Below are 25374 nucleotides of genomic sequence, written 5' to 3'. Positions count from 1 at the left end.
ATATAGAAATAGTGTGGGGAAAACGGCAGGGAAGGACTGAATGGATTGACATTGACAGATTTATTAATCAAAGCAGCAGCGCTTCCTAAACGGACAATAGCTGTAGCAGCAGCTGAAGATGAAGAAGTGATGTCTGCGGTTGCGCAGGGAATTGAAAAGGAACTTGCGCATTTTATATTGTTCGGGAATCAAACTGCCATAGCAAACTTGATGAAAAAAGAGGGCGTGCCGGCTGAGAAGGTATCAGTGGTACACGCTGATCACCCTGCGGCGGCTGCAGAGCTTGCGGTAAAAGCAGTTGCCCAAAAAGAAGCGGAAGTTTTGATGAAAGGGAATGTTGCTACTGCTGTTATCTTAAAAGCTGTCTTGAATAAGGAGTTTGGATTAAGAACAGGCAGAGTCCTTTCCCATACAGCTGTATTTGAAATTCCCGGCTACGAACGGCTCATCACGATAACCGATGCTGCGATGAATATAGAACCTGATTTGCAGCAAAAGGTGCAGATTATTCAAAATGCTGTGGAAGTTGCAGTTTCAATCGGTATTACTACGCCAAAGGTGGCGCCTTTGGCGGCGGTTGAGGTTGTTAATCCCAGCATGCAGGCGACTCTTGATGCAGCAGCGCTGTCACAAATGAATGCGCGCGGGCAAATTCAGCACTGCATCGTTGACGGTCCGCTGGCACTTGATAACGCGATTTCCCCTGCAGCCGCTAAGCATAAAGGAATTGACGGAAGGGTGGCAGGACAAGCCGATATCCTGCTGGTTCCAAATATTGAAACAGGTAACGCACTTTATAAATCTCTCATTTATTTTGCTCAAGCTAAAGTTGGAGCTGTTATTTCCGGGGCAAAAGCGCCGATCGTTCTTACAAGCAGGGCGGATACAGCCGAAAGTAAATTATTTTCTTTGGCGCTCGCCATATGTTCAACAGAAAAATAAATATTGCTAACGATTCTGAGGAGGAAGACAAAATGGAAATTTTTAAATATATGGAAACGTATGATTACGAACAGCTTGTTTTTTGCCAGGATAAACAATCAGGTTTAAAAGCAATTATCGCCATCCATGATACGACTTTGGGACCTGCTTTGGGCGGGACGCGGATGTGGACATATGAATCAGAAGAGGCAGCAATTGAAGATGCCCTGCGCCTTGCAAAGGGAATGACTTATAAAAATGCAGCAGCAGGCCTGAATCTTGGCGGCGGAAAAACAGTCATTATCGGAGATCCCCGCAAAGACAAGAATGAAGAAATGTTCCGTGCATTCGGCCGCTACATTCAGGGGCTGAATGGAAGGTATATCACAGCAGAGGATGTTGGAACAACTGTTGCTGACATGGATCTTATTCATGAAGAAACAAATTTTGTTACAGGAATTTCTCCTGCATTCGGTTCTTCAGGAAATCCTTCACCAGTGACTGCTTACGGAGTGTACCGCGGTATGAAGGCGGCAGCCAAAGAAGCTTTTGGGACAGATTCACTGGAAGGTAAAGTGATTGCCGTACAGGGTGTCGGAAACGTAGCGTACAATTTATGCCGCTATCTGCACGAAGAGGGTGCTCAGCTGATTGTGACAGATATTAATAAAGAAGCTGTTCAGCGTGCAGTGGATGAGTTCGGGGCAAAAGCTGTTGATCCTGAGGATATTTACAGTGTTGAATGTGATATTTATGCCCCATGTGCTCTTGGCGCAACTATTAATGATTCAACAATTCCTCTATTGAAAGCAAAAGTAATTGCCGGCGCTGCGAACAACCAGCTTCGTGAAACACGCCATGGCGATCAAATTCATGAAATGGGCATTGTGTATGCGCCGGATTATGTGATCAATGCAGGCGGCGTAATCAATGTCGCGGACGAACTTTACGGCTACAACCGAGACCGCGCATTAAAACGCGTTGAAGGAATCTACAGCAATATCGAGCGGGTTATCGAGATTTCTAAACGTGACTCTATTCCAACATACGCCGCTGCTGATCGTCTTGCAGAAGAACGTATTGAGAGAATGAGAAATTCACGCAGCCAGTTTTTGCTGAACAGCCAGCATATTCTTCGCCACCGCTCTTAATGAAAGATTGCTGAAAACATACGCCGGAGCGTTCTCTGCTCCGGCCACACTTAAATCGGAGGTTTATTACGTTGCAAGCAAAAGAATATCGAATCCTTGTCATTAACCCTGGATCAACTTCAACTAAAATCGGTGTCTATGATAATGAAAGGTCCATTTTTGAAAAGACGCTTCGCCATGATGCAGAAAAAATAAATTCCTATGACAGCATCATAGACCAATATGAATTCAGGAAACAAACCATCTTAGAAACCCTTGATCAGGAAGGGATGAATATCTCTAAGCTTGACGCAGTATGCGGGCGGGGAGGATTGCTCAGGCCGATTGAAGGCGGTACATATGAAGTGAATTCAACAATGCTTCAAGATTTAAGAAACGGCTATGCAGGGCAGCATGCTTCCAATCTTGGCGGCATTCTAGCATATGAAATTGCTTCAGGCCTTAACATTCCTTCCTTTATTGTAGATCCGGTTGTCGTGGATGAAATGGAGCCGATTGCAAAACTTTCTGGTGTTCCTTCCATTGAAAGAAAGAGTATTTTTCATGCGCTGAACCAAAAGGCTGTTGCAAGAAGAGTAGCTGCCGGCTTTCAGAAAAAATATAGTGAGTTGAATTTGATTATCACCCATATGGGGGGCGGAATTACGGTAGGCGTGCATAAGCAGGGCCGAGTGATAGATGTGAACAACGGCCTTCACGGCGACGGACCTTTTAGTCCTGAGCGTGCGGGAACAGTTCCGGCAGGAGACCTTGTGGCTCTGTCCTACTCAGGAGAATATTACCGCGAAGAAATCATGAAACAGCTTGTTGGACAGGGTGGACTCGTAGGCTATCTGGGAACGAATGATGCTGTAAAAGTGGAACAGATGATTAAAGCAGGAGATGAAAAAGCAAAGCTTGTTTTCAGTGCAATGGCCTATCAAATCGCTAAGGAAATCGGTTCAGCAAGCACTGTGTTAAAAGGCAAAGTAGATGCAATCGTTCTTACTGGCGGACTCTCTTACGGCAAGGATTTTGTGAAAGATATATCCTCCTACATTGACTGGATTGCAGATGTGATTGTGTATCCTGGAGAGAATGAGCTTCAGGCACTTGCGGAGGGAGCGCTCCGGGTACTTTCCGGAGAAGAATCAGCGAAACAATACCCCGGCGACCGGGTGATTCAAAAAGTATTCAGTTAAAAGGAGGAGAAGCAATTGGCTACAGAATATGATTTGGTCATTTTAGGCGGAGGAACGGGCGGATATGTTGCAGCAATCCGCGCGTCTCAGCTTGGCTTAAAAGTTGCAGTAGTAGAAAAGGGCAAGCTTGGCGGAACGTGTCTTCACAATGGTTGTATACCCAGCAAAGCGCTGTTGAGAAGTGCTGAAGTATATGCCCAGACAAAGCGCTCTGAAGAGTTCGGTGTGATAACAGCAAATGTTGAGTTAAACTTTACCAAAGTTCAAGAGCGTAAACAGGGAATAGTGAATCAGCTTTACAAAGGAGTTCAGCATTTGATGAAGCAGGGGAAAATTGATGTGTTCGAAGGAACAGGCAGAATTCTCGGTCCATCTATTTTTTCTCCTATGCCTGGAACAATTTCTGTTGAAATGAACAATGGTGATGAAAACGAAATGCTTATTCCGAAAAATGTTATTGTTGCCACAGGTTCGAGACCTAAGTCCCTGCCTGGTCTTGCGATAGATGGAAAATACGTTTTGTCTTCCAACGATGCTTTAAAGCTGGAGAAACTGCCAGAGTCAATGATCATTGTCGGAGGCGGTGTTATCGGCGTTGAGTGGGCTTCCATGCTCTCAGACTTTGGGGTCAGCGTAACCATTCTTGAGTACAGCAATGTCGTACTTCCAACAGAAGACGAAGAGATTTCAAAAGAAATGCAGCGCCTGCTTAAGAAGAAAGGCGTGAATGTCGTAACAGGTGCCAAAGTTCTTCCAGAAACACTTCAAACTGGAGACGGAGTTGAGATCAGTGCAGAGCTGTCAGGGAGCAGCGAAAGCTTTTCTGCAGAAAAGCTGCTGATATCTGTAGGACGGCAGGCGAATGTAGAGGGTATTGGAATAGAAAACACAGACATGGTAATTCAAAAAGGCTTTGTCGAAGTGAACGAATATTACCAAACAAAAGAATCGCATATTTATGCAATTGGCGATGTTATCGGCGGCCTGCAGCTTGCACATGTTGCGTCTCATGAAGGAATTGTGGCAGTGGAGCATATTGCCGGTGAAAATCCTTTGCCGATTGATTATTCAATGGTTTCTAAATGTGTCTATTCCACACCTGAAGTTGCCAGCGTCGGCTATACGGAAAAGGAAGCTAAGGAAAAAGGCTATTCCGTTAAAACGGGAAAATTCTCTTTCAAAGCAGTCGGAAAAGCTCTTGTATTTGGAGAATCTGAAGGTTTTGTCAAGCTGGTTGTGAATGAAGAAAATGAAGACTTATTAGGAGTCCATATGATCGGGCCTCATGTAACAGATATGATTTCCGAAGCGGGTCTTGCGAGGGTGCTTGATGCCTCACCATGGGAAATTGCCCATACTATTCACCCGCATCCTACACTCTCTGAAGCAATTGGAGAAGCCGCACTTGCTGTAGATGGTAAAGCAATACACTCTTAAACTTAAGAAATGGCTGCACTGCAGCCGACAGGAGGCTGGAAAATGGCAGAAAATCGTCACCAGGCGCTTGGACTGAAAGACCAGGACGTTTTGGACATGTATAAAACAATGTTAATGGCGCGAAAAATTGATGAGCGTATGTGGCTGCTGAATCGCTCTGGGAAAATTCCTTTCGTTATTTCATGCCAGGGACAAGAGGCTGCCCAGGTAGGCGCAGCATTTGCTCTGAATAAGGATATAGATTTTGTACTTCCTTACTATCGTGATATGGGAGTTGTCCTTACTTTTGGGATGACTGCAAGAGAATTGATGCTGTCCGGATTTGCGAAGGCAGAAGATCCGAACTCAGGAGGCCGCCAAATGCCGGGTCATTTCGGGCAAAAGAAAAACCGGATTGTAACAGGTTCTTCTCCTGTAACAACGCAGGTTCCCCATGCCGTTGGAGTTGCTTTAGCAGGAAGGCTGAAAAATGAGGATCTTGTAACATTTGTGACGTTTGGAGAAGGATCATCCAATCAGGGTGACTTTCATGAAGGTGCTAATTTTGCAGGTGTTCATAAGCTTCCGGTTATTTTTATGTGTGAAAATAATAAATATGCTATTTCAGTACCTTATGAGAAGCAGGTTGCCTGTGAAAAAGTATCAGACAGGGCAATCGGTTACGGAATGCCTGGCTATACAGTAGATGGAAATGATCCGCTGGAAGTGTACAAGGTTGTCAAAGAAGCTGCAGAACGCGGTCGAAGAGGAGAAGGTCCAACTTTAATTGAAGCCATTTCCTATCGTTTGACTCCTCACTCCAGTGATGATGATGACAGAAGCTACCGTGAAGCTGAGGAAGTGGCAGAAGCAAAGAAAAACGACCCTATTGCAATCTTTGCCGCTTATTTGAGAGATACAGGTGTTCTTTCAGAAGAGCTGGATAAGAGCATACTGGAAGAAATCATGAATGAAGTGAATGAAGCAACAGAATATGCTGAGAACGCTCCATACGCGGAAGCTGAAACAGCGTTAAAATATGTGTACGCAGAGTAAGGGGGAAGCAACATGCCGGTAATTTCTTATATTGATGCTGTAACAATGGCCATCCGCGAAGAAATGGAACGAGATTCAAGCGTGTTTATTTTGGGTGAGGATGTTGGAAAAAAAGGCGGCGTTTTTAAAGCGACTGCAGGACTGTATGATCAATTTGGAGAGGAAAGAGTTATTGATGCTCCCTTGGCAGAATCAGCTATCGCAGGGGTAGGAATCGGTGCAGCCATGCATGGCATGAGGCCGATTGCTGAGATGCAGTTTGCGGATTTCATCATGCCTGCAGTAAATCAGATCATTTCGGAAGCTGCGCGCATTAGATACCGTTCCAATAATGACTGGAGCTGCCCGATGGTGATTCGTGCACCTTATGGAGGCGGTGTGCATGGTGCTTTGTATCACTCGCAGTCTGTAGAAGCGGTTTTTGCAAATCAGCCTGGCTTAAAAATTGTTATGCCGTCTACGCCGTATGATGTAAAAGGACTTTTAAAGGCGGCAATCAGAGATGAAGATCCTGTATTATTCTTTGAACATAAGCGTGCTTACAGATTAATCAAAGGTGAAGTTCCTGCCGACGATTATGTGCTTCCAATCGGCAAGGCGGATATAAAACGCGAAGGGGAAGACATCACGGTTATTACATACGGGCTGAGCGTGCATTTTGCCCTTCAGGCCGCAGACCGTCTTGCTAAAGACGGCATTTCCGCACATGTGCTGGATCTTCGTACAGTGTATCCTCTTGATAAGGAAGCGATTATGGAGGCTGCGTCTAAAACAGGTAAAGTTCTTCTTGTAACAGAAGATAACAAAGAAGGAAGCATCATGGGGGAAGTATCGGCGATTATTGCTGAAAACTGCCTGTTTGATCTTGATGCACCAATCATGAGGCTTGCCGGCCCGGATATTCCGGCTATGCCATATGCTCCTACAATGGAAAAGTACTTTATGATCAATCCTGATAAAGTGGAAGAGGCAATGCGCAAGCTTGCCGAGTATTAAAAGTCTTTCTGACGAAAACAAGGAGGAACAATAATGGCAATTGAACAAATGACCATGCCTCAGCTTGGGGAAAGCGTCACGGAAGGTACAATCAGTAAATGGCTGGTTTCTGTTGGTGATAAAGTAAATAAATATGATCCAATCGCAGAAGTCATGACAGATAAAGTAAACGCAGAGGTACCTTCCTCTTTTACAGGGGTTATGACCGAGCTGACTGCATCTGAGGGAGATACACTTGCAGTGGGAGAGATCATCTGCAAAGTAGAAACAGAAGAGGGCGGACCATCTGCAAAAGCTCCGGCTGAAACTGCAGAAAGCGCTAAAAATGTTAAAAATGTTCCGTCTGCTGAGCAAACAGGAGGCAAAGGAGAAAACAAGAAACGTTACTCTCCTGCTGTTTTAAGAATTGCTCAGGAAAATGACATAGATTTGGAACAGGTAAGCGGTACAGGAGCAGGCGGAAGAATTACCAGAAAAGATTTATTGAAGCTTCTTGAAAGCGGTCATGTTCCGACATCTACCTCTGCTCCTGCGAAAGAAAAAGCTGCTCCACCAGCGCAGGAAAGTTCCGTTCAAGCTGCAAAGCCGGAACCAGTATCTCAGCCTGCAGCTACTCAACCTGCTGAAGTGCCGGTCATGCCTGGTGATATTGAAATCCCTGTCACAGGAGTGCGCAAGGCCATTGCGGCGAATATGCTGCGCAGCAAGCACGAAGCACCGCATGCATGGACAATGGTTGAAGTAGATGTAACAAATCTAGTGAACTATCGTGACTCCTTAAAAAATGAATTCAAACAAAAAGAGGGTTTTAACCTTACTTATTTTGCGTTCTTTGTGAAGGCTGTTTCACAGGCATTAAAAGAGTTTCCGCAGATGAACGCTATGTGGGCAGGAGATAAGATTGTTCAGAAAAAAGACATTAATATTTCCATCGCTGTTGCTACGGAAGATGCCTTGTTTGTGCCTGTTATCAAGCAGGCTGATGAAAAAACAATCAAAGGAATCGGCCGTGAAATTACAGAACTGGCAGGAAAAGTCCGCGGGGGGAAATTAACTGCAGAGGAAATGAAAGGCGGTACATTCACCGTTAACAACACAGGATCTTTTGGGTCAGTACAATCTATGGGAATCATCAATTATCCGCAGGCTGCCATTCTTCAGGTGGAGTCTATCGTGAAGCGTCCGGTCGTGATGGATCATGGCATGATTGCAGTCAGAGATATGGTGAATCTTTGCTTGTCCCTTGACCACAGAGTGCTGGACGGTCTTGTGTGCGGGCGTTTCCTGGCAAGAGTGAAAGAAATTCTTGAGAATATCTCTAAAGAAAACACTTCCGTCTATTAAGAATTTCGCTCCGAAGAAACGTGGCTGCAGCGATACCAATTCATATAGAAGGAGCGGCTGAACATTCAGCCGCTCCTTTCTTTGTAAACATGCAGTCAGTCTGCCTGCTGCTGCAATGACAAATGATCCCCATGGTAATCAGGGTGTCTCCGCTGGCACAAGAAAACGGAAGTGATTTGGCAGGACGGCTATTTCAGCAGGTGAAGAAGCATATACCTCACCATCCATATCTGCATTCATTTTCTCATCAGTTACCAGGGAAATTGATTGTGCCTGATGATGCTGTACCTCAGATAACAGGTCATTATCAATCGTTTCCTGAGTGTTCAATGAGAAAAATTCTCTCAGCATCGCCAGATTTGTATTTTTGATGATAAAAATATCCAAAAGCCCGTCATCTGCCTGTATCGACGCAGGAAGCCATTCCTGAGTTCCGATAAAGCGTCCGTTTAAAATAAGTACCATCACTGCTTGTCCTTCAATTGTTTCATTTTCTGTTTTAATATGATAACTGAATGGATCCATTTCTCTCATTGTCCTGATTGCGCTCAGGAAGTAGCTGACCCTTCCCAGCATCGCTTTTTCATGATCCTTAATATTTTCTGCTGTTTCAGCAATTAAGCCGATTCCCCAGAAATTCAGAAAGTAATCTTCACCTGTCTGTGCTGCATCTATTTCTTTTATTTCTCCATGAATGACTGCCTCCGCTGCATTGGCCAATACCTGGGGAATGTGTAAGGTTCGGGAAAAATCATTGCATGTTCCGCCGGGCAGCAAACCAATTACCGGACGTTTTTGCAAAGAAGCAAGACCATTTATACATTCATGAACGGTACCGTCTCCTCCCAGTATGAAGAGAACATCGACAGTTTCTCCGTATTGTCTGCAGTATTCTTTCGCATCTCCCGGTCCTTCTGTTTGAAGGATACGCAAGTCTGGCAGGTGGGGAGCAAGAACCGAGACGCAGATGCTAAGCGTTTTTTTCAAGTCCTTTTGCCCGGCATTTCCGTTATATATTAACAAGGCTTTACTAAATTTTTTCAACAGCCTCTCCCCTTTATTCGATAAATAGAAGGTATGTTATTTCCATTATTCCCCCTGCTTCTGCTTATAAAACTAACATCCGGCGATCCTGACAGAGGAACTTATCAACAGTGCTGCACGTGACATCTGAAACCTTCATTGCCCGATAAATAAAATTATTATAAAATAAAGAAAGATTACGACAATTTCATTCATATATGTAAGCGCATTCTTTTATAACGGGGGTGAGCTTCCTTCAGGGAGCAGGAGATGAATAAACATGAGAAAAACCACAATAGACAAGCACCAACAGAGGAAGCATGGCGTACTGAAGTAGAGAAAACGCTGAAAGGGAAAAGTGCTGACTCTTTGGTTACCTCTACATATGAGGGTATAACATTACAGCCTTTGTACACTCAAAACAACTCAAAGCAGCTGAATGACAAATGGGAGCTGCCTGGTAAACCCGAAAATGTCTGGCACATAGCACAGAAGCTGACAGCAGCAAATCTTACCGATCTGCGCAGCAAGCTTCAAGCAGCTTATGAAAGAGGGCAGACATCTCTCTCTATCGGCAGTTTGAATTTTTTAAACAGTGTAGACGCAATTACATATTTACTAAAGGATCTTTCAGTAAATCATTTCACCATTGATGCAGGAAGGTTTAAAGAGTTCCTGCCTGTTTTCAGCGCATATGTAAGCGGGCAGCACACCATGGAAGCAGGAGGAGTTATCGGATTTGATCCTTTTGAAAGCCTGCTTCACAATCAGGAGGAAATAGAGGCACTTTCCGAAAATATCAAACTGCTGACTGACTTTTCCCTGCATTTAGCAGAGAAAGATATTAAAATCCGTCCCTTTTTTATGAAAGGGGACAGCTACCATGAAATGGGTGCTAATGCTGTTCAAGAATTGGCTTATACCTTTGGAGCTGCTGTGGACTTACTGAATACCCTTCGTGAGAACCATCAGTTGTCAGAACGGACATTCCACCAGTTTGCCTTTAGTTATTCAACAGGTACTCACTTTTTTATTGAACTGGCAAAGCTCAGAGCTGCCAAAGAAATTTGGGCTGGTATTTGTGAAGCTTTTGAGCAAAATCCCGAAACGTGCCCATTATATCTTCACGCAAATACATCTGACTTTTATCTCACAAAATATGATCTTGAAATGAATATGCTCAGATCGACAACTCAGGCATTCTCGGCAGCTGCAGCAGGTGTAGACAGCCTCACAATCCTTCCTTACGACAAAGAAATCTTGCAGACTGGCGCCAGAGGAGAACGGATTGCCAGAAATACACATTATCTTTTGCAGGAAGAAAATCTGCTGGCAAGAGTATCTGATCCCGCTGCAGGTTCATGGTATGTGGAAGCAATAACGCGCGAACTTGCTGATGAAGCTTGGAAAGCCATCTGTCAGCTGGAAGAAAGCGGGGGCTTTACAGCTGTCTTAAATGAGGGCGGCATACATGAGGAATTGGCAAGTTCTTTTGCTGAAAGACTGAAAGATGTGAACACGAGAAAGCGAGAAATTATCGGAGTAAACATATACAGCAATTTGAAAGAGCAGCCCCGTGCTTTTAAAGAAGCTACGGCCGCTCCTGGTTTTTCGCCGGCTTTTGATTTTTCTGAAGCATATCATAAGGCGAAAAAGGGCGAAAAACTTACTGTCAATAGAGAAGAGGGAAAAGCTGATTCTGCAAAAAGAAGGCTTGCCGGGCAATTTGAAGATATTCGTCAAAGAGCAGAACAAATTTCTCAGAAACAAGGTGCTGCTCCAGCACTATCCGTTTTAACTATCGGCAGTTTAAAAGAGTATAAGCCGAGACTTGATTATCTATCAGGACTGTTTGCAGCTGGAGGAATTGTGACGGAAAGAGCTGATTTTCATGAAGAACATCAATCACTTCACAATATTGCCGTCATTTGTGGAAATGACAGTGCCTATCAATCTCTCTCAGTGGATGCTGTTAAACGTTTAAGAGACTCTGAAGGGGCAGAAAAAATTCTGATTGCTGGAAAACAGTCTGATGAGCTGCTAAAAACCTTGGGTATTTCCGGAGAGATTTATGCAGGGATGGATATATTCTCTTTTCTTGATGGCATTCTGCAAGACTGGAAGGAGTTGAACTAGATGAAAAGAGCAGATTTATCGCGTATTTCCCTGAAGAAATTAGCTATAAAGGAAAACCAAAGTGATTTACAGGGCTTTGAAACCAATGAATTGATATCACTGAAGAGCTATTATTCAGAAAGTGATTTGAGGGGTGCGGAACATTTGCACACCTTTCCCGGGCTTGCTCCGTATGTCAGGGGACCTTATTCCACTATGTATGTGAACAGACCTTGGACCATCAGGCAGTACGCGGGATTTTCCACTGCTGAAGAGAGCAATGCGTTTTACAGGAGAAATCTTGAGATGGGGCAAAAAGGATTATCAGTAGCCTTTGATTTAGCTACACACAGGGGATATGATTCTGATCATCCGCGGGTGGAAGGGGATGTTGGCAAAGCTGGAGTAGCCATTGATTCCATTCTCGATATGAAAATTCTGTTTGACGGTATTCCTCTTGATAAAATGTCTGTTTCAATGACGATGAATGGCGCTGTGCTGCCCGTTCTGGCCTTTTATATTGTAACCGCAGAAGAGCAGGGTGTTTCGCAGGATAAACTCTCCGGCACCATTCAAAATGATATTTTAAAAGAATATATGGTGCGCAATACATATATCTATCCTCCGGAAACCTCTATGAAAATTATTGGAGATATTTTTGAGTACACTTCTGCAAATATGCCGAAATTCAACAGTATCAGCATCTCGGGCTATCATATGCAGGAAGCGGGTGCACCGGCTGATATAGAGCTTGCTTATACACTGGCGGATGGACTTGAGTATATCAGGACCGGCCTGGCCGCAGGCATGGACATCGATGCATTTGCACCGCGGCTGTCGTTTTTTTGGGCAATCGGTATGAACTATTTTATGGAAGTGGCAAAGATGAGGGCTGCAAGAATGATGTGGTCAGAGATTGTAGGCAGATTTTCACCGAAAAACCCCAAATCACTGGCGTTGAGAACACATTCGCAAACTTCCGGCTGGAGCTTGACTGAGCAGGATCCATTCAACAATGTTGTCAGAACATGTATGGAGGCGCATGCAGCTGCAATGGGCCACACTCAGTCGCTGCATACGAATGCTCTTGACGAGGCTATAGCGCTTCCGACTGATTTTTCGGCAAGAATTGCACGCAATACCCAGCTTTATCTGCAGGCTGAAACAGGAATTTGTGATGTAATTGACCCTTGGGGAGGTTCCTATTACGTTGAAAGCCTGACCCAGCAGCTGATGGAAAAAGCATGGAAGCATATTGACGAAATTGAGGAGCTGGGCGGTATGGCTAAGGCCATTGAAACCGGCCTGCCTAAAATGAAAATAGAAGAAGCAGCTGCAAGAAGGCAGGCGCGAATTGACTCTGGAAAAGAAGTAATCATTGGCGTAAATAAATTCCGCCTGCAGGAGGAAGAGCCGCTGGACATCCTTGCGATTGACAACTCCGAAGTAAGGCAGAAGCAAATTTCCAGGCTTGCGTCCCTGCGAAGTAACCGAGATGAACATGCAGTTGCAACAAGCCTTGCTGCCATTACCCTTGCAGCTCATTCAGGAAAAGGAAACCTTCTTGCACTTTCAATTGAAGCTGCGAGGAACAGGGCGACGCTCGGAGAAATATCTGATGCAGTTGAGAAGGCGTCCAAAAGGCATCAGGCTGTCATCAGATCAATCAGCGGCGTATACAGTGCGGAATATACAAAAGAAGAAGAAATACAGCAGGTCAGAGAGGTGACAGATCACTTTTATGAGCTGGAAGGAAGACGGCCGAGAATTCTAATAGCCAAGATGGGGCAGGACGGACATGACAGGGGAGCGAAAGTCATTGCAACTGCATTCGCGGATCTTGGATTTGATGTTGATGTGGGTCCGCTTTTTCAAACCCCGCTGGAGACGGCCCTGCAGGCTATTGAAAATGATGTTCATGTGGTTGGAATCAGTTCGCTTGCAGCAGGGCACCGGACACTGCTTCCGAAGCTTGTGGAAGAACTGAAGCAGCAGGGGCGGGATGACATCCTTGTCATTATTGGAGGAGTCATACCGTTTCAAGATTATGAATATCTCAAAAGCAAGGGCGCAGCAGCCATTTTCGGCCCTGGAACAGTTATTCCCGCAGCTGCTCTTCAGGTGTTGGAAAAGGTATTTGAGAACCTGGGTTATGAGGACGATGCTGAATGAAACGAAAAAGAAAAGGTTCTGCCGGCAGCTTTAAAAAATCGGCAGAGAAGCTGGTGGAAGAAATTCTCGCTGGTGAGAGAGCGGCATTGGCACAAGCGATTACTCTGGTGGAAAGCAATGCAGAGCACCATTTTGAGACTGCCCAGCATATCCTTACAAAACTTCTTCCCCACTCTGGATCTTCTGTCAGAATCGGGATTACTGGTGTTCCAGGCGCCGGAAAAAGCACTTTTATAGATTCTTTCGGCACTTACTTATGCAATGAGGGCAGGAGGGTGGCTGTTCTTGCTGTTGATCCCAGCAGCAAGGTGACAGGCGGGAGTATTCTTGGAGATAAAACCAGGATGGAGCGCCTCTCTAAAAATCCGCACGCTTTTATCAGGCCTTCACCTGCTTCGGGAACGCTGGGCGGGGTGGCCCGGAAAACACGGGAAACGATTATTTTGTGCGAAGCTGCTGGCTTTGACTGGATACTTGTTGAAACAGTTGGGGTGGGGCAAGGTGAGTTTGTAGTCAGAGAAATGGTTGATTTTTTCATGCTTCTTGTCTTAACTGGTGCCGGAGATGAGCTTCAAACGATGAAAAAGGGCATTATGGAGCTGCCAGATCTTGTTGTAGTGAATAAGGCGGATGGAAATAATCTAGAAAGAGCAAAAGCTGCGATACATGAATATCAATCTATTCTTCATTTCCTGAAACCCTATACAGCAGGGTGGGAAACAACGGCGGTTCCTGCTTCCGCCCTCTATGAAAAAGGGATAAAAGAAATAGCGCAATCCGTACAGGATTTTATTGAAGAAACTGAAAACAGCGGCATTTTGCAAGAGAGGAGAACCTCACAACAGAAAGAATGGCTGCATGAAATGATTAAAGAGCAGCTGCACTATATGTTTATGAAGGATGAACATATTTCCAAGCTGCTTCCTCGCTATGAACAAAAGGTGCTGTCAGGTGATCAATCGGTTTCGCTTAGTGTAAGAGAGCTGATGAATTTGTTTTTTTCCAAGCGCAAGCAGCTCTGATTGTAGAAATCCAAAGAAATTGGTAAGATACAGTTATAGCCAGCAAAGGAGAGATAACAAGCATGAACATGGATTTTAATTTATTTATGAACGATGTGGTTCAGCAGGCTCGCAAAGAAATCACAGCCGCAGGATATACCGAATTAAAAACACCGGAAGAAGTAGACGAGGCGCTGAACAAAAAGGGCACAACACTTATTATGGTGAATTCTGTATGCGGCTGTGCAGGAGGAATTGCCCGGCCGGCAGCAGCACACTCTCTTCATTATGACAAGCGTCCCGACAATTTAGTAACCGTTTTTGCAGGACAAGATAAAGAAGCAACAAGCCGTGCCAGAGAATTCTTCGAAGGCTACCCGCCATCTTCACCGTCTTTTGCACTTTTAAAGGACGGAAAAATTCTGGAAATGGTTGAAAGGCATGAGATAGAAGGACACGATCCGATGTCTGTCGTTGCAAATCTTCAATCTAAATTTGATGCATACTGTGAAGAAGTATAAACCTTCTTTCATGACTTTCTGAAATCAGGAAACTTAGAAATTACCCGCCGTTTGGCGGGTTTTTTTGTAAGCAGTTTCCGATTGCTTACTCTATGAAAGTTAGTACTAATCTCTCTCGTAAAAACAAAATAATAATTCACAGGAACTGTATTTTTATTTAGGATGACACTGAAAAGGTCTCGTTCTTACCAAAGCAGACTACCTCCACCCCCTATCGTTTTCAGCTTGTTTATCAATGCATCATGCTGACCAAGCACCCATTTGGAAAATATTATCTATGTATCTAATATAAAGTTTTCAATATTCGATCAGCATAAAAAAGCAGGGTAATTCCCTTATAAACTTAGAATAAAAAAGAAAAAAATGATTGCAGAATGGTTATTTTGTGTTAAGATACATCTTGTTGAATAAATATTCTACAAAAGCTTCTTGAATAATATTCATACTTAGGCGATAATGTTATTAAATTTAGAATTATCAAACTTTGGAATCAGGGGGAAATTACTATGAAAAAAGGCTTGTTTTTGTCCCTGCTGCTAGTTTTGTCTATAGTCCTGGCAGCTTGCGGCGGTTCTACAACTGGAACGGGTACATCAGAGAAAAAAGTATTAAAAATGGCTACATCTGCAGATTATCCTCCATTTGAATTTATTGATACTGCTAATGGCAGCGATGAGATCATCGGATTTGATGTAGATCTTGCAAAAGCGCTTGCAGAAAAGGCTGGCTATACAATTGAAGTTCAGGATATTGACTTTAACAGTCTGATTCCGGCTCTTCAATCGAACCAGGTTGATCTGGTTCTGGCAGGTATGACTCCAACAGAAGACCGAAAAAAGAGTGTGGACTTTACAGATATTTACTATACTGCAAAACATATGATTGTATCGCTGGAAGGAAGCAGCATCTCTAAGATTGAAGATTTGGAAGGAAAAACACTCGGTGTACAGCTTGGTTCTATTCAAGAAGAAGAAGCTGAAAAAATCGCCGAGAACGTTGATGTAAAAATTGAGAACAGAAATCGTATTCCTGATTTGGTGCAGGAAATGAAAGCAAACCGCTTTGATGCAGCAATCATTGAAGACACAGTGGCAAAAGGCTACTTTGAAAAAGACAAAGATCTTACGGGCTTCACTCTTGCAGATGGCGAAGAAGGTGAAGCAGGATCTGCTATTGCCTTTCCTAAAGGCAGCGAGTATACAGAGCAATTCAATAAAGCTCTTAATGAAATGAAAGAAAACGGAGAGCTGGAAGCACTTATTGTGAAATGGTTTGGCGGTGAGTAAAAAGCCTTTGGATACGTTCAACATCTGAATGTTGAACGTTTTTTCTTTTCAAGGGATTCAGTTGAATTGTGAAAAAGATTAGGGAGTGAAACTATGAACCTCGATTTTTCTGTTATTGTTCCTTCAATGCCGTATATTTTGAAGGGGATTTTCGTGACCCTTCAGATTGTCGGCCTGTCAGCTTTGCTGGGTTTTGCCTGGGGAATCGTGCTGGCTCTTTTTAAAATCAGCAGAATCAAACCCCTTAACTGGATTGGGGATGCCTATACTTCTGTATTCCGGGGGACTCCGCTTGTTCTGCAATTATTGATTATCTATTTCGGACTTCCTCAAATTCTGGGTACAAATATTTCACCTTATGTTGCAGCTGTAGCAGCATTCTCACTAAATTCAGGTGCCTACATATCAGAAGTAATCAGGGCAGGAATTAATGCTATTGATAAAGGACAGCGGGAAGCGGCCATTGCCCTGGGGGTACCGTACAGCAAGATGATGAAGGATATCATTCTTCCGCAGGCTTTTAAAAATATTCTTCCTGCATTGATGAATGAATTTATTACCCTTACTAAAGAATCAGCTATCGTGACAGTGATTGGAGTCGGAGATGTTATGCGCCGCTCCTATCAGGTTGGCGCAGATTATTATCGTTATTTTGAACCGCTGCTCTTTGCAGGCTTGATTTATTACTCACTGGTTATGATACTAACGCTCCTTGGCAAATGGGTAGAAGGGAGAATGAGACGTAGTGATTAAAGCTGAAAACATTTATAAATCATTTGGAAAGCTTGAAGTTCTGAAGGGGATCTCAACAGGTATAAAAGAAAGCGAAGTGGTTGCCGTTATCGGACCTTCAGGCTCAGGTAAATCAACTTTTCTCAGGTGTTTGAATATGCTTGAAACTCCTTCAAGCGGATCCGTCTGGATTGATGGACAGGAGCTCACCAATCCAAAAACGGACATTGTCAAAGTCCGCCAGCATGTTGGGATGGTATTTCAGCATTTTCATCTGTTTCCCCATCTATCTGTGCTGGAAAATCTGACGTATGCTCCAATGACAGTGCTGGGAAAAACGAAAAGTGAAGCAGAGCAGGCTGGTTATGACCTTCTTGCAAAAGTGGGCTTAAAGGAGAAGGCCAAAGATTATCCCAACCGGCTTTCCGGAGGCCAAAAGCAGCGTGTTGCGATTGCCCGTGCTCTGGCAATGAACCCGAAAGTCATGTTGTTCGATGAGCCCACTTCAGCTCTTGATCCTGAAATGGTGAAAGAAGTGCTTGAGGTAATGAAAAGTCTGACTCAGACTGGTATGACTATGGCAATTGTAACGCATGAGATGGGATTTGCGAGAGAAGTGGCTGACAGAGTTTTGTTTCTTGATGATGGTCAGCTTGTAGAAGACTCTCCTCCGTCAGAGTTTTTCGCCAATCCAGAGACAAAGCGTGCGCAAGATTTTTTGGAGAAAATGTTATAATATAGAAAGAAGAAGCAAGATGATCATGATGATCATCTTTTTTCTATTATGCACTCATCACAGTCTGGAGAGATTCTTCTATGTTTAAAATAGGATACCGTACCATTAAGACAGCAGTTGGCACGACAATTGCCATTATTATTGCACAGCTTCTGCAGCTGGAGAATTTTGCATCAGCAGGCATTCTGACGATTCTGTGCATACAGGTTACGAAGAAAAAATCGCTGCAGAGTTCCTGGGCTAGATTTCTTGCCTGCTCGGTTGCAATTGCATTTTCTTATCTTTTCTTCGAATATATAGCCTTTCATCCTGTTGTAATCGGTATCATGCTGTTATTTTTCATTCCCACAGTTGTTGCAGCAAGAGCATCAGAGGGTATTGTAACCAGCTCTGTTATTATTCTTCACTTATACACTTCTCAAAACATCACATGGAGCCTTGTAGGAAATGAATTGATGCTGATCACAGTTGGAATTGGTGTTGCTCTCCTCGTAAACCTGTATATGCCGAGTGTTGATTCAAAACTGAAGGAATACCAAACTAAAATAGAAGACAACTTCTCAGCAATCTTTAAGGAAATCGAACATTTTCTGCTCACAAATGAAAGCCATTGGGATGGTAAAGAAATCACGGAAACTGCACAGCTGATCAATGAAGCAAAAACCCTGGCGTTCCGCGATGTTGAGAATCATTTTCTGCGCCACGAGAATCTCTATTATCACTATTTTAAAATGAGAGAAAAACAATTCGAAATCATAGAACGGGTTCTGCCAATTGTTACTTCAATTTCGGTCAACGTTGAACAGGGTACAATGATTGCGGAATTTATCAAGGATCTTCGCCAGCATATCCACCCTGGCAACACAGCTCATACTTATTTAAGAAGGCTTGCCGAAATGAAAAGTGAATTTGAAGATATGGCTTTGCCTGAGACAAGGGAAGAGTTTGAAGCGAGGGCTGCTCTTCTCCATTTTATGAGGGAGATGGAACAGTATTTGGTTCTGAAAAGTTACTTTAAGGGTTTTAAAACAAAGAATGGCGTTCATCAACAAGCACATACTAACGAAAAAGGGTGATTTTATAATGATCAGCTTTATCATTAGTTTATGCATGTTGATTTCACCGTTGTGGCCATTGGGGGAAAATCCTTCTCTGGGAGACCCTTATTTAATTGTAAACAAACAAAGCAATCAGCTTGGGTATATAGAGAATGGTGCTGTTCAGAAAATATATGACGTTTCGACAGGCAAAGAAGAAACGCTCACACCTGAAGGAGAATTTTCAATTACTGTGAAGGCAGCCAATCCCTATTACCGAAAAAAGAACATTGAGGGAGGAGATCCAGCCAATCCGCTGGGAACCAGATGGATTGGCTTTGATGCTCTGGAGACAGACGGAAGAACCTACGGCGTTCACGGGACAAATGACGAAACATCGATTGGAAAGTATATCACTGCCGGCTGCATCAGGCTGCATAACCGGGAAGTGGAAGAGCTCTTCAGTGAAGTGCCGGTAGGAGCGAAAATATGGATATTATCTTCGGAAAAGACTTTTGAAGAGCTGGGACAGGAAAAGGGCATTTTAAAAAAGGTCAATAAACCATGACTGCCGACTGCATGATACACAGAAACAAGGAAAAGACCATTGGACATGTCCATGATCTTTTCCTTGTTTGTTTTTATATAAAAATGAGCAAATGTCCGCCGGCCTGCTGATCAGAACCAGACGGAAATACCTGCCAGCAGTGTGGTGAGCAGCATAACGCCAATCATTAAATATACAACTAACTTTTGTGTTTTACGAGGCAAGAATATCAACTCCTATAAAGCTTCTTTCTCCATTTTACCGTGATTTCCGCCCCGGGACAAGCTAATAAATTTGACGAAAAAGTGAGAATTAGCAGGAATTTATGTTGGAAAGGCAGAAATAGTTCTGTTGAAACATCCAGCGATAAGCAGCAAAGGGGGAAGAATATTGAAGATTAATAAGGTGGATCATATTGGCATAGCTGTAAAATCTATAGTGAAAGCGCTGCCTTTTTATGAAGAGGTTCTGGGGCTGCGCTGTATTGGGGTGGAAACTGTCGAAGAACAAGGTGTGAAAGTAGCCTTTCTGGCAGCAGGAGAAACGAAGATCGAATTACTGGAGCCGCTTTCCGAGAAAAGTCCTGTCAGTATGTTTATAAAAAAGCGAGGGGAAGGAATTCACCATCTTGCCCTGGGCGTTGAAAGTATTGAGGCCAGGCTTGCTGAATTGAAGGAAAAGGGAATACAGCTGATTGATGAAACACCTAGAGCGGGAGCAGGAGGAGCTTCTATAGCTTTTCTGCATCCTAAATCAGCTTCCGGCGTACTTCTGGAGCTCTGTGAAAAAAAGGGGGGCGCGTTTCATGCAGGGAATTGATATATATGAAAAAATAAATGAATTATACGATAAACGCCGTGATGTAGAGCTTGGAGGCGGAGATCATAAAATTGATAAGCAGCATGAAAAAGGAAAGCTGACCGCACGGGAGAGAATTGAGCTTCTTCTGGATGCTGGCACTTTTGTAGAATTGAATCCGTTTATTGAACACAGATGCAATGATTTTGGCCTGGATGGGAAGAAAGGCCCAGGAGATGGAGTGGTCACCGGATACGGCAAAGTGAATGGAAATCCTGTTTATCTGTTTTCTCAGGATTTTACCGTATTTGGAGGGGCGCTGGGAGAAATGCATGCGAGAAAAATTGCTGCCGTAATGGATTTAGCTGCTAAGAACGGCACCCCTTTTATAGGTTTGAATGACTCGGGTGGTGCTAGAATTCAAGAGGGTGTGGTATCATTAGACGGGTATGGCCATATCTTTTACCGTAATGCAATCTTCTCGGGCGTCATTCCGCAAATATCTGTTATTTTAGGGCCTTGTGCAGGTGGAGCCGTTTATTCTCCTGCAATAACTGATTTTGTGTTTATGGTTGAAAAAACAAGCCAGATGTTTATTACAGGTCCAAAGGTGATTGAAACGGTGACTGGCGAAAAAATCAGTTCTGAGGATTTGGGCGGTGCGAACGTACATAATTCGATCAGTGGAAATGCACACTTTTCCGGAGAAACAGAGGAAGAGGTACTAGCAGATGTAAGAAAGCTGCTCAGCTATCTTCCTCAGAATAATGAGGAAAAGCCACCTGCACTTTCTGTCGAGGCACAGGATGATTTCAGGCCGGATCTAACGGATATCATACCTTTTGATCCCATCAGGCCTTATGATATCAGAACTGTTGTAAAGGAAATAGCAGATGAAGGTTCTTTTTTTGAAGTGCAAAAGGACTTTGCCAAAAACATAGTTATAGGTTTTGCAAGAATAAAGGGCGAAGTGGCAGGCCTGGTGTGCAATCAGCCAAAATATATGGCTGGAGGGCTTGATATTAATTCTTCTGACAAAGCAGCAAGATTTATCAGATTTTGTGATTCGTTTCAGATTCCGCTTATTACGTTTGAAGATGTATCAGGTTTTTTTCCCGGCGTAAAACAGGAGCACGGGGGAATTATCCGCCATGGAGCTAAAATTCTTTATGCTTATTCGGAGGCAACTGTGCCAAAAATAACAGTGATTCTCCGGAAAGCATATGGCGGTGCATATGTGGCACTGAACAGCAAATCGATTGGGGCGGACCTTGTTTTTGCATGGCCTAATGCTGAGATTGCCGTCATGGGTCCGCAGGGTGCAGCTAATATTATTTTTGCAAAAGAAATTGCAGCCAGTGAAGATCCGGAAGCAACAAGAGCCAGGAAGATAGAAGAATACCGGGAAAAATTTGCGAACCCGTACGTGGCAGCGAGCCAGGGTATGGTGGATGATGTAATTGATCCGAGAGAAACGCGGATAAAGCTGATACAGGCCTTGGATATGCTGAGAAACAAAAAGGAAGACAGGCCGAAGAAAAAACACGGTAATATTCCATTATGATGCATTTGGAGGTAGCTTACATGGTGAATCAGGAAAGAATACTGAACGAATTTTTAGAGCTGGTGAAAATCGACTCTGAAACGCGCTACGAAGAGGAAATAGCGAAAGTGCTGAAGCAGAAGTTTGAAGCACTGGGATTAGCAGTGATAGAGGATGATTCTGCTTCCGTTACAGGACACGGTGCCGGAAACCTTATTTGTACGCTTGAAGGGAACAAAGAAGGAGCCGATACCATTTACTTTACTTCACATATGGACACGGTGGTGCCTGCCCGCGGCGTCAAGCCTTCTGTAAAAGACGGCTATGTCGTTACAGATGGTACAACAATACTGGGAGCGGACGACAAGACCGGAATCGCTGCGATGCTTGAAGCAATCCGGATTCTTAAAGAGCAAAACATGTCACACGGAAAAATTGAATTTGTGATTACAGCGGGTGAGGAATCAGGCCTTGTAGGTGCGAAAGCTCTCAACCCTTCCTTCATGACAGCTTCCTACGGGTATGCTTTGGACAGCGATGGAAAGGTTGGAGACATTATTGTAGCTGCTCCAACTCAGGCTAAAGTAAAAGCCACGATCCTCGGAAAAACGGCTCATGCAGGTGTTGCACCGGAAAAAGGGGTTTCAGCAATTACGATTGCGGCAAAAGCTATCTCAAACATGCCTTTGGGAAGAATTGATGAGGAAACAACTGCAAACATTGGCAGATTTGAAGGCGGAACTCAAACAAATATCGTTTGTGATCATGTTGAAATCCTGGCTGAAGCCCGTTCACTTGTTCCAGAAAAAATGGAGGCACAGGTTGCCAAAATGAAGCAGGCTTTTGAACAGGCTGCCCAGCAGTTTGGTGGACGTGCAGAAGTAGAAATCGATGTGATGTATCCAGGCTTTAAATTCGCTGACGGCGATCACGTAGTGGAAGTAGCGAAACGTGCAGCGGCTAAGATTGGAAGAGAAAGCAGGCTGCTTACAAGCGGAGGCGGAAGTGACGCCAATGTCATTGCAGGAAATGGTGTGCCTACTGTAAACCTTGCTGTAGGATATGAAGAAATTCACACCACTAACGAAAGAATGCCTATAAAAGAACTGGTGAAAACAGCTGAGATGCTCATTGCTGTTATTGAAGAAGCTTCTAAATAATCCAGAACAGAAAACCGGCTGAAGCAGCCGGTTTTTTTTCATGCCCGGCAGTATGATGATTCATATGGGGGTACCAAATTTGATGCTATAAGAAAGTTTATTGCAGCGGTACTGATTCAGTGATTCTATTCTTCTTCCCCCTCAGGAAAGGTTTAAGGAAGTTAGCAAGCAGGGTAGTTACCAATTACATCTTTTATATCAAGATGACGCAGCTTTGTTTTCTGAAGGGGGAAATAACATGAAGAAGACCAGAAAAATAAAATTTCCATTTTTAACAGCTATTATTCCATTTATCATTATGATCGGGGCAATGATTTTTACTGTTGTCCAGCTTCAGGCGGATCCTCATGTACCTTTAATTGTCGGTACGATTGCAGCCAGCTTTATTGCTTGGAGAAAGGGAATTAAGTGGAAAGAAATTGAGGAGGCAGTCTATCAGGGAATAAAGCTGGCGCTCCCAGCTATTCTAATTATCCTGATGATTGGCCTCATCATCGGCTCCTGGATTGGAGGGGGAGTCGTTGCCACTATGGTTTACTACGGCTTGCAAATTTTATCACCTTCCTATTTCCTGGTTTCCATTGCACTTATCTGCGGAGTTATTACTTTAGCTATCGGCAGCTCATGGTCAACAATGGGAACACTCGGCGTCGCAGGCATGGGAATTGGAATGAGTATGGGTATTCCGGCGCCGCTTATTGCCGGAGCCATCATTTCAGGTGCATACTTTGGGGACAAACTGTCTCCTCTCTCTGATACGACGAACCTGGCCGCGGGCATCGCCGGTACTGAACTGTTCGATCATATTAAACATATGCTGATCACCACTGTGCCTGGGTATGTGATCGCTTTGATTGTATTCTTCTTTCTTGGAAGAAGTTATGGACAAGGAGACGTAAACAGCCAGAACATAAGCGAGATGCTGGCTATCCTTAATCAGGAATTTGTTGTCACTCCATGGCTGCTGGTTGTTCCCGCAGCAGTTATTCTGCTGGTAGCTAAAAAAGTGCCTGCACTGCCGGCTCTCACTGTGGGAGTACTGCTCGGTTTTCTTGCACATGTGTTTGTTCAAGGCGGTTCTATGAGCGGTGCTGTTAATACTTTATTTGGAGGATATTCTCTTTCTTCCGGAAATGAACTGGTAGATGATCTTTTCACCCGCGGGGGCATTGAATCTATGATGTATACAGTTTCTCTTGTATTGGTTGCTATGGCATTTGGCGGTGTTGTAGAACAGACCGGCATGCTGAAATCGATTGTGGATCAAATCTTAAAGTTTGCTAAAACGCCAAGAAGCCTTGTGACAACGACTGTAGGGTCATCATTTTTCACTAACGTTGCTGCAGCAGAGCAGTACATGTCAGTTATACTTCCTGGCAGAATGTACGCGAATGCCTACAGGGAGCAAAACTTGGATGCTCGCAATCTTTCCAGGGCTGTGGAAGATGGGGGTACCATCACTTCCGTCTTTGTCCCATGGAATACGTGTGCGGTTTTCATTCTGGCTACATTGAATGTAAATCCGCTCGAATATGCGCCATATGCCATTTTTAACTATACAGTTCCACTGCTTGCGATTATTTTTGCACAGCTTGGGATCGGTATAGTCAGTTCTTCAAAGAGTACCCAAAGCAGCGGAAATCATTTGAGGAAAACTCAGTCTGAGACAGTTAAAGAAGGTTGAAAAAAGGTGGCCTAATTGCAAAGCCCTCCATTGAAATTGATTGAGGGCTTTCTTTTTTTCGCTGCTATAGCCAGGCTCATTACAACTATTTTGAAATCATAGTAAAATATCTTCTTTAAGGATACTCAATTTTGTAGTAAAATATGGGATAATTGAACTATTTAACCAGCAGATTATATGGAAAGCAGGGAACCGCATGTTAGTGAATCAATATGTAATTTTTCAAACAGGAAATGAAGAATACGGTTTGCCGGTACATTCCGTGTTGTCTATTGAAAAGACAAAGGAGCCTTCTATCATGCCGGGCATGCCTGCGTTTGTCAGAGGAATTGTTGAGGTAAGAGGAGAGCTTTTGCCTGCACTTGATATGGGACTTGTATTATATGATAAGGAGTCCAGCCTTGACGCATCGCAAAAAATGATTGTTGTCCAAACCTCAGAGGGGCCGGCAGGCTGTATTGTGGATGAAGCAAAGGAAATACTGGATATTCCTGAGGAGTCGGTAAAGACTATTTCCATTGGTACATTCCAGACAAGTTCGTACTTTTCTGGTGTCGCCTCCCTGCCGCCTCGACTAATCACGCTCATAGATCCGGAAAAACTTGTCGTTTCACTTGGAGGTCTCGAGATGCTGAACGGCAAACTGCCAAGCTGACAATCTTTGATTGTCAGCTTTTTATTTGTCTTGGCTCCAGGCGCCAGCACTCGAGGTCATAAGCTTGTCGGGCCTGGCAAGCCGGTTCCGCTTTTCGGTTTGTCCAGCTCCACCGGCTAGGCCCTCGAGGTCATAAGCTGTCTTGGCCAAAAGGTCAAAGAACGACCTTCCGTCCAAGCCATCTTATGCTTGTCAGGCCTGGCAAGCCGGTTCCGCTTTTCTGTTTGTCCAGCTCCACCGGCTAGGCCCTCGAGGTCATAAGCTGTCTTGGCCAAAAGGTCAAAGAACGACCTTCCGTC

The 25374-nt window shown here is 43.9% G+C and carries 24 protein-coding genes; 21 read left to right on the top strand and 3 right to left on the bottom strand.

What is annotated here, in order from left to right; all coding sequences use genetic code 11:
• Positions 1-45 precede the first annotated feature (45 nt).
• From yqiS to GJU40_RS13560, 7 genes are all read left to right on the top strand, one after another.
• A complete protein-coding gene (gene yqiS, locus GJU40_RS13590) occupies positions 46-942 on the top strand; it encodes a phosphate butyryltransferase (RefSeq protein WP_154308528.1) in 897 nt (298 codons plus the stop codon).
• A 32-nt stretch (positions 943-974) separates the two neighbouring features.
• The gene (gene bcd / locus GJU40_RS13585) at positions 975-2072 is read left to right on the top strand and encodes a branched-chain amino acid dehydrogenase (protein ID WP_154308526.1); all 1098 of its coding nucleotides are present in this window, start codon (positions 975-977) and stop codon (positions 2070-2072) included.
• Positions 2073-2143: 71 nt separating this feature from the next.
• On the top strand, positions 2144-3253 hold the full coding sequence (gene buk / locus GJU40_RS13580; protein ID WP_154308524.1) for a butyrate kinase: 1110 nt from the start codon (positions 2144-2146) through the stop codon (positions 3251-3253).
• A 15-nt stretch (positions 3254-3268) separates the two neighbouring features.
• On the top strand, positions 3269-4690 hold the full coding sequence (gene lpdA, locus GJU40_RS13575; protein WP_154308522.1) for a dihydrolipoyl dehydrogenase: 1422 nt from the start codon (positions 3269-3271) through the stop codon (positions 4688-4690).
• Between the two features lie 42 nt (positions 4691-4732).
• Entirely contained in the window at positions 4733-5725 is a 993-nt protein-coding gene (locus GJU40_RS13570; protein ID WP_154308520.1) for a thiamine pyrophosphate-dependent dehydrogenase E1 component subunit alpha, read from the top strand.
• A gap of 12 nt (positions 5726-5737) precedes the next feature.
• Positions 5738-6721, top strand: a complete 984-nt coding sequence (locus tag GJU40_RS13565; protein WP_154308518.1) for an alpha-ketoacid dehydrogenase subunit beta — start codon at positions 5738-5740, stop codon at positions 6719-6721.
• A 33-nt stretch (positions 6722-6754) separates the two neighbouring features.
• On the top strand, positions 6755-8065 hold the full coding sequence (locus tag GJU40_RS13560; protein WP_154308516.1) for a dihydrolipoamide acetyltransferase family protein: 1311 nt from the start codon (positions 6755-6757) through the stop codon (positions 8063-8065).
• A 138-nt stretch (positions 8066-8203) separates the two neighbouring features.
• On the opposite strand, the gene GJU40_RS13555 is transcribed toward GJU40_RS13560, so the two are convergent.
• The gene (locus GJU40_RS13555) at positions 8204-9109 is read right to left on the bottom strand and encodes a diacylglycerol/lipid kinase family protein (RefSeq protein WP_154308514.1); all 906 of its coding nucleotides are present in this window, start codon (positions 9107-9109) and stop codon (positions 8204-8206) included.
• 249 nt (positions 9110-9358) lie between these two features.
• Between GJU40_RS13555 and GJU40_RS13550 the strand changes: the two genes are divergently transcribed.
• The 9 genes from GJU40_RS13550 to GJU40_RS13510 all read left to right on the top strand — a co-directional run bounded on the left by GJU40_RS13550 (position 9359) and on the right by GJU40_RS13510 (position 19256).
• Positions 9359-11224 (top strand): methylmalonyl-CoA mutase family protein, encoded by a 1866-nt coding sequence (locus tag GJU40_RS13550; RefSeq protein ID WP_154308513.1) that lies wholly within the window; start codon positions 9359-9361, stop codon positions 11222-11224.
• Positions 11225-13375 (top strand): methylmalonyl-CoA mutase, encoded by a 2151-nt coding sequence (gene scpA, locus GJU40_RS13545; RefSeq protein WP_154308511.1) that lies wholly within the window; start codon positions 11225-11227, stop codon positions 13373-13375.
• Positions 13372-14397, top strand: a complete 1026-nt coding sequence (meaB, locus tag GJU40_RS13540; protein WP_154308509.1) for a methylmalonyl Co-A mutase-associated GTPase MeaB — start codon at positions 13372-13374, stop codon at positions 14395-14397. Before scpA ends, meaB begins: the two co-directional genes overlap by 4 nt.
• 62 nt (positions 14398-14459) lie before the next feature.
• Entirely contained in the window at positions 14460-14897 is a 438-nt protein-coding gene (locus GJU40_RS13535; protein WP_154308507.1) for a BrxA/BrxB family bacilliredoxin, read from the top strand.
• Positions 14898-15403: 506 nt separating this feature from the next.
• Positions 15404-16183 carry a transporter substrate-binding domain-containing protein gene (locus GJU40_RS13530; RefSeq protein WP_154308505.1) on the top strand — a complete coding sequence of 260 codons (780 nt, stop codon included), beginning with the start codon at positions 15404-15406 and terminating at the stop codon, positions 16181-16183.
• Between the two features lie 93 nt (positions 16184-16276).
• Complete coding sequence (locus GJU40_RS13525; RefSeq protein WP_154308503.1) at positions 16277-16936, top strand: amino acid ABC transporter permease; 660 nt, start codon at positions 16277-16279, stop codon at positions 16934-16936.
• On the top strand, positions 16929-17651 hold the full coding sequence (locus GJU40_RS13520) for an amino acid ABC transporter ATP-binding protein (RefSeq protein WP_343031550.1): 723 nt from the start codon (positions 16929-16931) through the stop codon (positions 17649-17651). The genes GJU40_RS13525 and GJU40_RS13520 overlap by 8 nt, the downstream gene beginning before the upstream one ends.
• An 80-nt stretch (positions 17652-17731) precedes the next feature.
• The gene (locus tag GJU40_RS13515) at positions 17732-18727 is read left to right on the top strand and encodes an aromatic acid exporter family protein (RefSeq protein ID WP_154308501.1); all 996 of its coding nucleotides are present in this window, start codon (positions 17732-17734) and stop codon (positions 18725-18727) included.
• A gap of 7 nt (positions 18728-18734) precedes the next feature.
• Positions 18735-19256 (top strand): L,D-transpeptidase, encoded by a 522-nt coding sequence (locus tag GJU40_RS13510; RefSeq protein ID WP_154308499.1) that lies wholly within the window; start codon positions 18735-18737, stop codon positions 19254-19256.
• A gap of 110 nt (positions 19257-19366) precedes the next feature.
• Here the strand turns inward: GJU40_RS13510 and prli42 are convergent, their stop codons facing one another.
• Complete coding sequence (gene prli42 / locus GJU40_RS13505) at positions 19367-19459, bottom strand: stressosome-associated protein Prli42 (RefSeq protein WP_154308497.1); 93 nt, start codon at positions 19457-19459, stop codon at positions 19367-19369.
• 166 nt (positions 19460-19625) lie between these two features.
• Between prli42 and mce the strand changes: the two genes are divergently transcribed.
• The 5 genes from mce (at position 19626) to GJU40_RS13480 (ending at position 25075) form a co-directional block, all read left to right on the top strand.
• On the top strand, positions 19626-20054 hold the full coding sequence (gene mce, locus GJU40_RS13500) for a methylmalonyl-CoA epimerase (protein ID WP_154308495.1): 429 nt from the start codon (positions 19626-19628) through the stop codon (positions 20052-20054).
• Positions 20050-21597, top strand: coding sequence for an acyl-CoA carboxylase subunit beta (locus tag GJU40_RS13495; RefSeq protein WP_343031556.1), 1548 nt, complete (start codon positions 20050-20052; stop codon positions 21595-21597). The genes mce and GJU40_RS13495 overlap by 5 nt, the downstream gene beginning before the upstream one ends.
• 20 nt (positions 21598-21617) lie before the next feature.
• On the top strand, positions 21618-22736 hold the full coding sequence (locus GJU40_RS13490; protein WP_154308574.1) for a tripeptidase T: 1119 nt from the start codon (positions 21618-21620) through the stop codon (positions 22734-22736).
• A 238-nt stretch (positions 22737-22974) separates the two neighbouring features.
• Entirely contained in the window at positions 22975-24420 is a 1446-nt protein-coding gene (gene nhaC, locus GJU40_RS13485) for a Na+/H+ antiporter NhaC (protein ID WP_154308491.1), read from the top strand.
• 196 nt (positions 24421-24616) lie between these two features.
• Complete coding sequence (locus GJU40_RS13480) at positions 24617-25075, top strand: chemotaxis protein CheW (protein ID WP_154308489.1); 459 nt, start codon at positions 24617-24619, stop codon at positions 25073-25075.
• Between the two features lie 116 nt (positions 25076-25191).
• Here the strand turns inward: GJU40_RS13480 and GJU40_RS20840 are convergent.
• Positions 25192-25374, bottom strand: a 183-nt coding sequence (locus GJU40_RS20840; RefSeq protein ID WP_212029838.1) for a hypothetical protein, incomplete at its 5' end; no start/stop codon positions are given.

It is taken from the genome of Metabacillus lacus (assembly GCF_009674805.1).
GTDB classification, from domain to species: Bacteria; Bacillota; Bacilli; order Bacillales; family Bacillaceae; genus Metabacillus_C; species Metabacillus_C lacus.
Note: the sequence above shows the minus strand (reverse complement) of the source record. Positions and strands in the feature narration are given on the sequence as shown.